This is a genomic window from Vibrio wakamikoensis (assembly GCF_050337275.1).
GTDB classification, from domain to species: Bacteria; Pseudomonadota; Gammaproteobacteria; order Enterobacterales; family Vibrionaceae; genus Vibrio; species Vibrio chaetopteri.
The window spans coordinates 88097-101416 of the sequence record NZ_JAKJST010000030.1 but is presented as its reverse complement, the minus strand read 5'-3'; the positions used below and the strand labels follow the sequence as shown (position 1 = coordinate 101416).

Here is a 13320-nt window from a genome sequence, read left to right as displayed (position 1 = left end):
AGGTGTGAGAGTTCAAGTCTCTCCTTCCGCACCATTATTTCTCTTGAAATATAGAGTGATGTGATTGACATCTGAAACAATCTGTTGGGCTATCGCCAAGCGGTAAGGCACCGGCTTTTGATGCCGGCATTCCCTGGTTCGAATCCAGGTAGCCCAGCCACTAATACAACGTCTAGTTGATTCACCAATCGTCAGCTAAGACTACAAAATTGATGCGGAAGTGGCGGAATTGGTAGACGCACCAGATTTAGGTTCTGGCGCCGCAAGGTGTGAGAGTTCAAGTCTCTCCTTCCGCACCATTATTTCTCTTGAAACATAGAGTGATGTGATTGACATCTGAAACAATCTGTTGGGCTATCGCCAAGCGGTAAGGCACCGGCTTTTGATGCCGGCATTCCCTGGTTCGAATCCAGGTAGCCCAGCCACTATTACAACGTCTAGTTGATTCACCAATCGTCGACTATGACTACAAAATTGATGCGGAAGTGGCGGAATTGGTAGACGCACCAGATTTAGGTTCTGGCGCCGCAAGGTGTGAGAGTTCAAGTCTCTCCTTCCGCACCATCTTTCTTTGAAAGACAAAGAAGTTCGAAAGAACTCAGAGTGGCTACGTAGCTCAGCTGGTTAGAGCACATCACTCATAATGATGGGGTCACAGGTTCGAATCCCGTCGTAGCCACCATTTATATTGTAAGTTATACTTACCAGACAACGTTGAGATTGAGTTTTACCAATTACTCTCTTAACTATAACTTTCTCTTAGAAATAAGAGCGTTGCGGAAGTGGCGGAATTGGTAGACGCACCAGATTTAGGTTCTGGCGCCGCAAGGTGTGAGAGTTCAAGTCTCTCCTTCCGCACCATCATTAAGAAGGCTCGTCATTTGACGAGCCTTTTTTCTTTCTATGCTTTTGTCGCTTACTCTTTGATAGAATGAGTGAACACTCAATACCCCGCTAAAAGTAACTAACTCGTATTATCTTTCGCAACACTCATCACAGATTTCCCCATTGGCCCTATCCAAATTGCATCGTCACACAGATCCTTGTTCCATATAGTTATTTATTGAAGTGGTTCACAGCGATATGCAGGCTAACGTATATATTGGTCAATATTCACAACAAGGCCACTTTGGCTTTTCTCAAGTCAAATTCGGAACAAACGGTGTCGCAAGTTTATCCTCCTTCAAAACTGATATCGTTAACCCCTCTTACCTCGCCTATTCTCAATATGGCCTCTATGTGGTCTCTGAGGTTTTTCAAGCGGAAGGGGCTGCTTTGCACTTTCTTGCAGGCAATGAGCAATATTCTCAAAAAGTGATGCTAGACGGGGATGCGCCCTGTCATGTCGCAATTTCCGATACTCTTGATAGAGTCGCCGTTGCCCACTACGGAACTGGAGACTTCGAACTGTTTGCTTTGGAGCCAACAGGAAAGATAGGGCAACGGATAGCCAAGCTATCCAACTATGGCCAAGGTCCTCACGCTACTCGCCAACTATCCCCCCATGGACATCAAGTGATGTTTATTCCTAACACGACTCAATTGGTCACGGTCGATCTTGGTATCGATTTGCTTACCTTCTACCACTGTGAAGGCAAACAAATTCAACAGTCTCAACGTTTGGAATTACCACCAGGAAGCGGACCAAGACATGTCAGCTTTACCCAAGATGGTCTATTCGGTTTTGTATTGTGTGAACTCGACGAGTCTCTGACAGTGATTGCCCGAACAAAACAACAGTGGCAAATAGTCACTACTATCACCGCATTTCCAGAGCATTCATGCCACGAAGCGGCAGCGGCCATTAAACTCTCAGCCGATGAACGTTTTGTGTATTTAACCAGTCGTGGTGATTCAGTGATAAGTTGGTTTGATGTTAGTGAGCCCGAGCATCCTGTATACCAAGGCTATGTAGAGACGCACGGGACATTTCCAAGAGATATCAGTATCACGCCGGATGGCAAATGGTTGCTCGCGGCCAATCAGCATTCAAATAACGTTTCAATATTCGAACTCGACTCTCAGACAGGTAAGCCCAATTGGCATTCAAGCCTACCTGACGTTATTGCCCCGACATGCTTAGTGATCAGTGCTTAGTTGATTACTTTAAGCCAATGGCGTATTTCAACACTTGTTGTTTAATTGGCCCAGAGTGCTCCGCCAACTTAAGTATGGCGTTACGTGCAAACATCAAAGGCGGCAGCGTATTACTAAAGCCTTTGTAGAACACATCCATGCCAGTTTGCATAAGTAGGTTGTCTGGGCGACGTAAACGCTCATATTGAACCAGCGCCTGTTGTGTCATCCCTTTAGACTCAAAACATTCGAGCAGTGTTTCTACATCTTTAAAGCCTAAGTTGACCCCTTGTCCCGCTAGAGGATTAATCGTGTGTGCAGCGTCACCAACGATAACACAACCCTGCTTGTGGTAACTTTGAGCATGACGACGGGTCAGTGGAAATGAACCATGCTGTAGCACTTTCACTTTCCCAAGTTCCGCCGGAAAATAAGTGGCGATCTCCAACTCTAGCTGAGCGGGATTCATATTCTTCAACTGTCGAATACGCTTAGGAGCATCATACCAAACCAGCGAGCCTTGATTACCACACAGGGGCAAAAACGAACGAGGACCACTTGGTGTAAACCATTGCCAGGTAATATCTTGTTGTGGCAGCTCAGTTTCAACATTGATTAGCATACATTCCTGGCGATAGTCCCAGGCGGTAATACCAATGCCCGCCGATTGTCTCACTCTCGAGTTAGCACCATCGGCGCCCACGACCAAACGTGCCTTAAGCACCCTACCCGATTCAAGCGTGATACTGGAGTCATTTGGAGCAAGCTCTAAGCTTTCAACACCATCACCTTCGATGACTTTTAAGTTTTCAAACCGAGCGAACTGGGTCCAAAGACCTAATTGAATCATGCGATTCTCGACGATATAACCCAACTGCGGGAGTGCGAGTTCGTCGGCATTAAATCGAATTCGACAATTGTCTGCCTCCCATGTTTCAAGCCTTGCATACGGACAGACTCGGGTACCTTGAATCGCTCCCCAGGCGTTTAAAGATTGCAGAAGATCAACAGAACGATGTGAAATAGCAGACACACGTAAATCCATAGGCTGGGCTTGTTCAAATGGCTTCGGTGTGAACTTCTCAATAACGGCAACTGAACGCCCCTGCGTCGCAAGGCCAAGAGCCAAAGCTGCTCCCACCATTCCACCGCCCACGACGACTATTTCATACTGTTCCATAGTGCTAATACTGTCTTAAAATCAATGTGTTCTCATTGTACGTAGCGACTTGCTAAAGCGCGAGTTTTTTCCCGTCAAAATCCTTGCTTTTGTGAGGGCTAATTTCGACGTGCACCAATTGAAATATAAGCTCTCAAAGAGATTTTCCCCTACCCCTAGTCAGGCGGTTTTTAAAGCAGTACAATACGCCGCTTACCGCCGAGATGGCGGCTATAATTTGAACAATAGTTCAGCATAAGATTTACATAACTGACGAGCGATAGTGATGAGTAAGAAACTGCTAATTAAAACCTGGGGTTGCCAGATGAACGAATACGATTCATCAAAAATGGCCGATCTGCTTAATGCTGCAAATGGCTACGAGCTAACTGAAGTGCCAGAGGAAGCAGACGTACTACTGTTGAACACTTGTTCGATCCGTGAAAAAGCGCAAGAGAAAGTTTTCCACCAACTTGGTCGTTGGAAAACGCTAAAAGATAAGAAAGAAGGCGTTGTGATCGGTGTTGGTGGCTGTGTAGCGACTCAAGAAGGTGACCACATCCGCGAGCGAGCACCATACGTAGACGTGATCTTTGGCCCGCAAACTCTGCACCGCCTACCTGAAATGATCAAACAATCGCAAAACGACGAAGTACCTGTTATGGATATCTCGTTCCCAGAGATCGAGAAATTCGACCGTCTACCTGAGCCTCGCGCTGAAGGTGCAACTGCGTTCGTTTCTATTATGGAAGGCTGCTCAAAATACTGTACTTACTGTGTAGTACCATACACACGTGGCGAAGAAGTTAGCCGTCCAATGGATGATGTTTTATACGAAATCGCACAGCTTGCAGAGCAAGGCGTACGTGAAGTGAACCTTCTAGGTCAAAACGTTAACGCTTACCGCGGCCCAATGCACGATGGCGACATCTGTTCATTCGCGGAACTGCTGCGCCTAGTCGCGTCAATCGATGGCATTGACCGTATTCGATTCACAACTAGCCACCCGCTAGAGTTTACCGATGACATCATCGCAGTATACGAAGACACGCCTGAGCTTGTAAGTTTCCTGCATCTTCCTGTACAAAGTGGTTCAGACCGCATCCTAACGATGATGAAGCGTCCTCATACGGCAATTGAGTACAAGTCAATTATTCGTAAGCTACGTAAAGCACGTCCTGATATTCAAATCAGCTCTGACTTTATCGTTGGCTTCCCTGGTGAGACAGACAAAGACTTCCAAGACACGATGAAGCTTATCAAAGACGTTGATTTCGATATGAGCTTTAGCTTCATCTTCTCACCACGTCCTGGTACGCCGGCAGCTGACTACCCATGTGATTTGCCTGAGCAAACTAAGAAAGACCGTTTGTACGAGTTACAGCAAACCGTTAACACACAAGCGATGCGCTACTCTCGTCTAATGCTAGACACTGAGCAACGCGTTCTTGTTGAAGGTCCATCAAAGAAAAATCTAATGGAACTACGAGCACGTACTGAAAACAACCGTGTTGTAAACTTCGAAGGTGGCGCAGAGCTAATCGGCCAATTTGTTGATGTGAAAATTACCGATGTGTTTGCGAACTCTCTTCGTGGTGAGCTCGTAAGAACTGAGAAAGATATGGATCTTCGCTCTGTGATTTCACCAATGCAAATGATGGCGAAAACCAAACGCGAAGATGAGCTAGGTGTGGCTACCTTTACGCCTTAATGCCTATACCCAAAGCGCTCCATTGTGCTATTTTGGAGTGATATGGGAAAAAATGTGGAGTCCGGTCAAAATCGGGCTCCGTTCATCGCCCTTAAAGGGCAACATGCGAGGCAACATTGAGTAATCAAATCGTAACTCTAGAAATCAATCTAGAACCTTCAGACAACCGCCGTCTGTCCAGCTTGTGCGGTCCTTTCGATGACAACATCAAACACTTAGAACGCCGTTTAGGTGTCGAAATAAACCACAGAAGCAACTACTTCACTATCGTTGGTAAGCCACATACTAGTGCTGCAGCACTCGACATCATTAAATCACTGTACGTAGACACTGCACCTGTTCGTGGTCAGATCCCAGATATTGAACCTGAACAGATTCACTTAGCAGTCAAAGAGTCCGGCGTACTTGAGCAAAATACCGAGTCGGAAATTGCTCATGGTAAAGAAGTCTTTGTTAAGACCAAAAAAGGCATCATCAAACCACGTACACCAAATCAAGCACAATACTTGGTAAACATGGTCACTCATGACATCAGCTTTGGCATTGGCCCTGCCGGTACAGGTAAGACATACCTTGCTGTTGCCGCCGCTGTTGATGCACTGGAGCGCCAAGAGATCCGCCGTATTCTATTAACTCGACCTGCGGTTGAAGCCGGTGAGAAACTGGGATTCCTACCTGGAGACCTTAGCCAAAAAGTCGACCCATATTTGCGTCCACTTTATGACGCACTGTTCGAGATGCTTGGCTTTGAGCGTGTTGAAAAACTGATTGAGCGAAACGTAATTGAAGTTGCACCGCTTGCTTACATGCGCGGTCGTACTTTAAACGATGCGTTTATTATTCTCGACGAGAGCCAGAACACAACGGTTGAACAAATGAAGATGTTCTTAACCCGTATTGGCTTTAACTCGCGCGCAGTCATCACCGGTGACGTGACTCAGATTGACTTGCCACGCGGCGCGAAGTCTGGTCTTCGTCATGCTATCGAAGTGCTTAACGAAGTCGATGAAATCAGCTTTAATTTCTTCCAATCAGACGACGTAGTGCGCCACCCTGTTGTCGCTCGTATCGTGAACGCTTACGAAAAGTGGGAAGCGGAAGATTCAAAAGCTCGCAAAGAGATAGAGCGCAAACGTCGTGAAGAGCGAGAAGCAGCACAAGCGTTACTCGACAAAGCCGCGGCGACAAGCACACCTTCGGAAAGTAAATAATGAGTATTGAACTGGATTTACAACTTGCTGTTGAATCAGAACAAGGCCTGCCAAGCGCTGATGAGCTTCAGCGCTGGTTAGATAAAACCATTATTCCGTTTCAAAAAGAAGCGGAACTAACCATCCGAATCGTTGACGAGCAAGAAAGCCACCAACTCAATCACGAGTATCGTGGCAAAGACAAGCCGACTAACGTGCTTTCATTCCCATTCGAAGCGCCTCCAGGCGTAGAGATAAACCTCCTTGGCGATATGATTATCTGCCGCCAAGTGGTGGAAAAAGAGGCAATTGAGCAGTCAAAGCCCTTGAACGCACACTGGGCACATATGGTTGTACATGGCAGTCTTCATCTGCTAGGTTATGATCATATTGAAGATGAAGAAGCCGAAGAAATGGAAGCTTTGGAAACTGAAATTATGCTTGAAATGGGCTTTGAAGACCCATATCTTGCAGAAAAGGAGTAGAGGCTAATCTCGCCCCTGCACATGTGCGCTATCACACATCTGATAGCATTCTGAATTGAGAAGTCATGAACGAAGAGTCTTCTCCCTCTCAGCCAGAGGGAAAAAGTAAAAAATCTGAAGGTCCGAGTAGGAAGTCCTTCTTAGAGCGCCTAGGTCAAATTTTTCAAGGTGAGCCAAAAGATCGCCAAGAGCTAGTGGATGTTATCCGCGACTCTGAAGAAAACGACCTAATTGACCACGACACCCGCGATATGCTTGAGGGTGTTATGGAAATTTCTGAAATGCGAGTACGCGACATTATGTTGCCACGTTCGCAAATGGTCACTATCGAGCGTTCCGATAACCTCGATAAACTGATCGCACTAATGACCGATGCACAGCACTCACGCTACCCAGTCATCAGTGAAGATAAAGACCATGTAGAAGGCATCCTCTTAGCTAAGGACCTCCTCCGTTACTTGGGCTCTGACAGCGCCCCATTTGATATTGAAGAAGTGATCCGCCCTGCTGTAGTGGTTCCTGAAAGTAAGCGTGTAGACCGCCTACTGAAAGAGTTCCGTGAAGAGCGTTATCACATGGCCATTGTTGTTGACGAATTCGGCGGAGTATCGGGTCTGGTGACCATCGAAGATATTCTTGAAGAAATCGTTGGTGAAATCGAAGATGAGTTCGATGACGACGATGAGCTAGATATCAGAAAACTGAGTAAGCACACGTTCGCTGTGAAAGCGCTCACCACCATTGAAGAGTTTAACGACACGTTTGGCTCTAGCTTTAGTGATGAAGAAGTGGATACCGTCGGTGGCTTAGTCATGACTGCATTTGGTCACTTACCGATTCGCGGTGAAGTGGTTGAAATAGAAAATTACAACTTTAAGGTGACAGCGGCGGATAACCGTCGTGTGGTTCAAGTCCAAGTGACTATCCCGGACCAAGAAACTGCTTCAAGCGTTGAAGAGTAAACACCTACTTCAACCTTAAGCTCACCGAATAAGTGAGAAAATCATAAATGAAGAAAAGTCTTCGACTACTGCGGCCCATTGGGGCCGCTTTTGTTGGCGCAAGCACAACGCTCGCCTTTGCGCCATATCAGCTTTGGCCTCTTGCCATTGTCAGCCCTTTCCTTCTTATGCTACTTATCCGTGGCCAAAGCAGAAAAAGCGCGCTTTGGACAGGTTACGCATGGGGGCTTGGTCAGTTTGCTACTGGGATCAGTTGGGTTCACGTCAGCATTGATACCTTCGGTGGCATGCCAAAGATAGCGAGCCTATTTCTAATGGCGCTGCTTGTCGGCTACCTTTCCATCTATTCTGCGCTCTTTGCATGGTCACTCAATCGCTTTTTCCCATCAGAAAACAAAACCCGCTATTTTATTGCGGCGCCAGCATTATGGCTTGTATTTGACTGGGCACGCGGTTGGGTGATGACAGGGTTCCCATGGCTGTGGCTGGGATACAGTCAAATTGATTCTCCTCTTGGCAGCTTTGCGCCTATCGGTGGTGTCGAGCTTATCACACTGCTTTCGATCATCATGGCGGGTAGTCTTGCTTATCTAGCGACTTCAAAGCTGTGGCAACTACTACTCATACCTATGGTGGTTTTAGCAACCGGATTTGGCCTTCGAAACTATGAATGGGTCACGCCTGCTCATCAAAGAACCAAGTCCGTGGCGCTGATTCAAGGTAATGTCGACCAAGCACAAAAGTGGCTTCCAAATCATCGCTGGCCAACCATCATGAAATACACGGATCTCACTCGAGAAAATTGGGATGCGGATATTATCATCTGGCCAGAAGCGGCAATCCCTGCAATGGAATTCGAGCTGCCTTCATTTTTAAGCAACTTAGATTCCGCCGCCAAGATGAACAACTCTGCGGTGATCACTGGCGTTATCAACAGAACGGATTCTGGCGAATACTACAACAGTATCTTAGTGGTCGGCCAAACGCCTTACGGTGACTACGAAATGGATCTGGATGAGCGTTACCACAAGCACCACTTACTACCGTTTGGGGAGTTTGTACCTTTTGGCGACATTCTAAGACCCATCGCACCGTTCTTTAACTTGCCGATGTCGTCATTCAGTCGCGGTGCTTATGTACAACCAAACATTGTGGCTAATGGTATGCATCTCGCGCCCGCTTTATGTTACGAGATCATCTTTGGGGAGCAAGTTAGACAAAACGTTACCGACGACACTGACTATCTGCTCACTCTATCCAATGATGCTTGGTTTGGTCGCTCAATCGGTCCTTTGCAACACATGGAAATTGCCCGTATGCGCGCATTGGAGCTCGGTTTGCCATTGATCCGCTCAACCAACAATGGTGTAACGGCAGTCACTGATCATAAAGGTGACATTATTGCCGAGGTTCCACAGTTTGAAACAGCGGTTCTCCGTACAGACGTCACCCCAACGGATGGTACAACCTGGTACCGTGAAGTTGGCAGCTGGCCACTTTATATCTGGGTAGCTCTGTGTCTTGGTTTTGGCGTTTTACGTCGTAAATCGTAATCTCAGTCCTTAGTGGCTTTCCGCGCTAGCGCTTAGCCACTAAGGGACTTTCCACCATTCCTACAGCACTTCAAACGCCTGCCGATAAACTTTCTTCCATAATATATAACTATTTGGTTCTTTTACGTTGCCAAACAAAGTCATATTCTTATCAGGTAATCAATAACCACCACGGTTGAATGAAGGAACATAGAATGAGCAAGATTTACGAAGATAACTCCCTGACGATTGGTAATACCCCTCTAGTTCGCCTAAACAAAGTAAGCAACGGCAACGTTCTTGCAAAAGTAGAAGCGCGTAACCCTAGCTTCAGCGTTAAGTGCCGTATTGGTGCCAACATGATCTGGGAAGCAGAAAAAGACGGTCGTCTAAAAGCGGGCGTAGAGCTTGTTGAGCCAACCAGTGGTAACACAGGTATCGCACTTGCCTTCGTTGCAGCAGCTCGTGGCTACAAACTAACACTAACGATGCCTGAGTCTATGAGTCTTGAGCGTCGTAAACTTCTAAAAGCACTAGGCGCAAACCTAGAGCTAACGGAAGCGGCAAAAGGCATGAAAGGTGCGATTGCTAAAGCGGAAGAAATTGTTGCTTCTAACCCAGAAAAGTACCTACTGCTTCAACAATTCAACAACCCAGCAAACCCTGCAATCCACGAGAAAACAACAGGCCCTGAAATCTGGGACGCAACCGACGGTGAAGTGGACGTCTTCGTAGCAGGTGTTGGTACTGGTGGTACTATCACAGGTACTAGCCGTTACATTAAAGGTGAGAAAGGTAAAGCTATCGTTTCTGTTGCTGTAGAGCCAGCAGAGTCACCAGTTATCACTCAAGCACTAGCAGGTGAAGAAATCCAACCAGCACCGCACAAAATCCAAGGCATCGGTGCAGGCTTTATCCCAGAAAACTTGGATCTTGAGCTTCTAGACCGTGTTGAGCAGGTAACCTCAGAAGAAGCTATCGAAATGGCACGTCGCCTAATGGAAGAAGAAGGTATCCTTGCTGGCATTTCTTCTGGCGCAGCGGTTGTAGCAGCCAACAAACTAGCAGAACTCCCTGAATTTAAAGGAAAAACAATCGTAACCGTACTACCAAGTTCAGGTGAGCGTTACCTAAGTTCAGCATTGTTCGCAGGTATATTTACTGATAAAGAGATTCAGCAGTAATATGTAGCCAAATCAATTTTTACACGAAAAAAGCCCCTTTAAGGGGCTTTTTTGTTGAATCTCTGTCAGCCTTTGGTAATATCAGGACAGTTTTATTTTAAGCTTAAAAATAAATAGGCTGAATACCGAATTTCGTAGGACATGCATACGGCGAAGACTGCAATCATGTCCTACAATTCTAGTCCGACACAATTCTTAACAGTTACGACCTTTGCACTATAGCTGGGCATAACATTTAACGATAAGCTTTGTTTGGTCTAGAAACTAAACATAAAATAAATCAATTGGGGTATAAAAAATGTACGAGAAGCAAGTAGAAATCACAGCAGAAAACGGCCTTCACACTCGTCCGGCTGCTCAGTTCGTTAAAGAAGCAAAAGCATTTGACGCTGACATCACTGTGACTACTAACGGCAAAAGCGCTAGCGCGAAAAGCCTATTCAAACTACAAACTCTTGGTCTAGTTAAAGGCACTACTATTACTATCGCTGCTGAAGGCCCACAAGCTCAACAAGCAGTTGACCACCTAGTAGCTCTAATCCCTGAGCTTCACTAAGAACCCAGTTCTCCTTAAAGCCATTTTGTGAAAACAGAATGGCTTTATTGGAAATGGCTCGGGCTATCAGCTACATATTATAAGTGGCTAAAAACCATCCAATCTTTGATACACTAGACCATATAAAGGTAAAGCTATGATTTCAGGCATCCTAGCATCTCCTGGTATTGCTATCGGTAAAGCACTACTACTTCAAGAAGACGAAATTGTTCTAAACACGTCTACTATTTCAGATGACCAAGTTGAAGCAGAAGTTGCGCGTTTCTTTGACGCACGCAACAAATCAGCTCAACAGCTAGAAGTTGTTAAGCAAAAAGCGCTTGAAACTTTTGGTGAAGAGAAAGAGGCTATCTTCGAAGGCCATATCATGCTTCTTGAAGATGAAGAGCTAGAAGAAGAAATCCTAGCACTCATCAAGAAAGACAAACTATCTGCAGACAATGCGATTCACACAGTAATCGAAGAGCAAGCGACTGCACTAGAATCTCTAGATGACGAATACCTTAAAGAACGTGCAACGGATATCCGTGATATCGGTACTCGTTTCGTTAAGAATGCACTAGGTATCAATATCGTTTCGCTCGGCGACATCGATGAAGAAGTTATCCTAGTGGCTTACGACCTAACGCCATCTGAAACTGCGCAAATCAACCTAGACTACGTTCTTGGTTTTGCATGTGACATTGGCGGTCGTACTTCGCACACTTCTATCATGGCACGTTCACTAGAACTTCCTGCGATTGTTGGTACTAACGACATCACCAAAAAAGTGAACAACGGCGACATGTTGGTTCTTGATGCAATGAACAACAAGATCATTGTTAACCCAACTCAAGCTGAGATTGACGAAGCTAAAGCGGTACGTGAAGGGTTCCTTGCAGAAAAAGAGGAACTAGCAAAACTTAAAGACCTACCAGCAGAGACTCTAGATGGTCACCGTGTAGAAGTTTGCGGTAACATCGGTACAGTGAAAGACTGTGATGGCATCAACCGTAACGGCGGTGAAGGTGTTGGTCTGTATCGTACAGAATTCCTATTCATGGATCGCACTGCTCTTCCTACTGAAGAAGAACAGTACCAAGCTTACAAAGAAGTTGCGGAAGCAATGCACGGTCACGCGGTAATCATCCGTACTATGGATATCGGTGGTGATAAAGATCTACCATACCTAGACCTACCTCAAGAAATGAACCCGTTCCTTGGCTGGCGTGCAGTGCGTATCAGCTTGGATCGTCGTGAAATCCTTCGTGACCAGCTACGTGGTATCCTACGTGCATCTGCACACGGTAAGCTACGCATCATGTTCCCGATGATCATTTCTGTTGAAGAAATCCGTGAGCTGAAAGCAGCAATCGAAGAGTACAAAGCAGAACTTCGCGCTGAAGGTCTAGCATTCGACGAAAACATCGAAATCGGTGTAATGGTTGAAACTCCTGCTGCTGCAGCAATCGCTCACCACCTTGCGAAAGAAGTTTCATTCTTTAGTATTGGTACAAACGACCTAACTCAGTATACTCTAGCTGTAGACCGTGGTAATGAGCTGATTTCTCACCTATATAACCCACTATCACCTGCTGTACTAACAGTAATCAAGCAAGTGATCGACGCTTCTCACAAAGAAGGTAAGTGGACAGGTATGTGTGGTGAGCTTGCTGGCGACGAGCGTGCGACTCTACTTCTACTAGGCATGGGCCTAGACGAGTTTAGTATGAGCGGTATTTCAATTCCTCAGGTTAAGAAAGTAATCCGCAACGCTAACTTCTCTGAAGTTAAAGCAATGGCTGATGAAGCGCTACAAATGGCGACTGCAGCAGAAATTGAAGCGCACGTCGAAAAATTTATCGCAGAAAAGACAAACTGCTAATATAATTGACTAGATTAAAATCAAACCTTTAGGAGCACGACATGGGTCTGTTTGACAAACTGAAGAAGCTAGTATCTGACGACAGCGCTGACACTGGTGCAATCGAAATTATCGCACCTCTATCTGGTGAAATCGTAAACATCGAAGATGTGCCAGACGTAGTATTCGCTGAGAAAATCGTTGGTGACGGTATTGCAATCAAGCCAGCTGGTGACAAGATGGTAGCTCCTGTAAACGGTACTATCGGTAAGATCTTCGAAACGAACCACGCGTTCTCAATCGAATCTGACGACGGCATCGAGCTATTTGTTCACTTCGGCATCGACACAGTTGAGCTGAAAGGCGAAGGCTTCAAGCGTATCGCTGAAGAAGGCCAAACTGTTAAAGCTGGCGACACTATCATTGAATTCGATCTAGCTCTTCTAGAAGAGAAAGCGAAATCAACGCTAACGCCTGTAGTTATCTCTAACATGGACGAAATCAAAGAGCTTAATAAGCTTGCTGGTGCCGTGACTGTTGGCGAAACGCCTGTACTGCGTGTAACTAAGTAATTAGTTATCTCGAAGTAGAAAAAACGCAGCTTAATCGCTGCGTTTTTTTA

At 45.9% G+C, this 13320-nt stretch carries 11 protein-coding genes and 6 tRNA genes; 16 read left to right on the top strand and 1 reads right to left on the bottom strand.

What is annotated here, in order from left to right; translation table 11 throughout:
* The first annotated feature begins 85 nt into the window (after positions 1-85).
* The 7 genes from L4C42_RS18230 to L4C42_RS18200 all read left to right on the top strand — a co-directional run bounded on the left by L4C42_RS18230 (position 86) and on the right by L4C42_RS18200 (position 2097).
* Positions 86-160, top strand: a tRNA-Gln gene (locus L4C42_RS18230).
* A 54-nt stretch (positions 161-214) separates the two neighbouring features.
* Positions 215-299: transfer RNA gene (locus L4C42_RS18225), tRNA-Leu, on the top strand.
* Positions 300-350: 51 nt separating this feature from the next.
* Positions 351-425 (top strand) — tRNA-Gln (locus L4C42_RS18220).
* A 54-nt stretch (positions 426-479) separates the two neighbouring features.
* A tRNA-Leu gene (locus tag L4C42_RS18215) sits at positions 480-564 on the top strand.
* Positions 565-605: 41 nt separating this feature from the next.
* Positions 606-682: transfer RNA gene (locus L4C42_RS18210), tRNA-Met, on the top strand.
* Positions 683-776: 94 nt separating this feature from the next.
* Positions 777-861: transfer RNA gene (locus L4C42_RS18205), tRNA-Leu, on the top strand.
* Between the two features lie 222 nt (positions 862-1083).
* A complete protein-coding gene (locus L4C42_RS18200) occupies positions 1084-2097 on the top strand; it encodes a lactonase family protein (protein WP_429761567.1) in 1014 nt (337 codons plus the stop codon).
* A gap of 4 nt (positions 2098-2101) precedes the next feature.
* Here the strand turns inward: L4C42_RS18200 and L4C42_RS18195 are convergent, their stop codons facing one another.
* A complete protein-coding gene (locus tag L4C42_RS18195; protein WP_429761566.1) occupies positions 2102-3256 on the bottom strand; it encodes a 2-octaprenyl-3-methyl-6-methoxy-1,4-benzoquinol hydroxylase in 1155 nt (384 codons plus the stop codon).
* Between the two features lie 265 nt (positions 3257-3521).
* Here L4C42_RS18195 and miaB point away from each other — a divergent pair, with 265 nt between their 5' ends.
* The 9 genes from miaB (at position 3522) to crr (ending at position 13270) form a co-directional block, all read left to right on the top strand.
* Positions 3522-4946: a tRNA (N6-isopentenyl adenosine(37)-C2)-methylthiotransferase MiaB gene (miaB, locus tag L4C42_RS18190; protein WP_418641670.1), complete on the top strand. Its 1425-nt coding sequence runs from the start codon at positions 3522-3524 to the stop codon at positions 4944-4946.
* Positions 4947-5062: 116 nt separating this feature from the next.
* Entirely contained in the window at positions 5063-6157 is a 1095-nt protein-coding gene (locus L4C42_RS18185; RefSeq protein WP_429761565.1) for a PhoH family protein, read from the top strand.
* Positions 6157-6621, top strand: coding sequence for an rRNA maturation RNase YbeY (gene ybeY / locus L4C42_RS18180; RefSeq protein WP_429761564.1), 465 nt, complete (start codon positions 6157-6159; stop codon positions 6619-6621). Before L4C42_RS18185 ends, ybeY begins: the two co-directional genes overlap by 1 nt.
* A 65-nt stretch (positions 6622-6686) precedes the next feature.
* On the top strand, positions 6687-7583 hold the full coding sequence (gene corC, locus L4C42_RS18175) for a CNNM family magnesium/cobalt transport protein CorC (RefSeq protein WP_429761563.1): 897 nt from the start codon (positions 6687-6689) through the stop codon (positions 7581-7583).
* A 47-nt stretch (positions 7584-7630) separates the two neighbouring features.
* Positions 7631-9136 carry an apolipoprotein N-acyltransferase gene (gene lnt, locus L4C42_RS18170; RefSeq protein WP_429761562.1) on the top strand — a complete coding sequence of 502 codons (1506 nt, stop codon included), beginning with the start codon at positions 7631-7633 and terminating at the stop codon, positions 9134-9136.
* Between the two features lie 194 nt (positions 9137-9330).
* Positions 9331-10299: a cysteine synthase A gene (gene cysK / locus L4C42_RS18165; protein ID WP_429761561.1), complete on the top strand. Its 969-nt coding sequence runs from the start codon at positions 9331-9333 to the stop codon at positions 10297-10299.
* 298 nt (positions 10300-10597) lie between these two features.
* Positions 10598-10855, top strand: coding sequence for an HPr family phosphocarrier protein (locus L4C42_RS18160; protein ID WP_042476528.1), 258 nt, complete (start codon positions 10598-10600; stop codon positions 10853-10855).
* Between the two features lie 136 nt (positions 10856-10991).
* On the top strand, positions 10992-12719 hold the full coding sequence (gene ptsI, locus L4C42_RS18155; protein ID WP_429761560.1) for a phosphoenolpyruvate-protein phosphotransferase PtsI: 1728 nt from the start codon (positions 10992-10994) through the stop codon (positions 12717-12719).
* A gap of 41 nt (positions 12720-12760) precedes the next feature.
* The gene (gene crr, locus L4C42_RS18150; RefSeq protein WP_042476521.1) at positions 12761-13270 is read left to right on the top strand and encodes a PTS glucose transporter subunit IIA; all 510 of its coding nucleotides are present in this window, start codon (positions 12761-12763) and stop codon (positions 13268-13270) included.
* Positions 13271-13320: the final 50 nt, after the last annotated feature.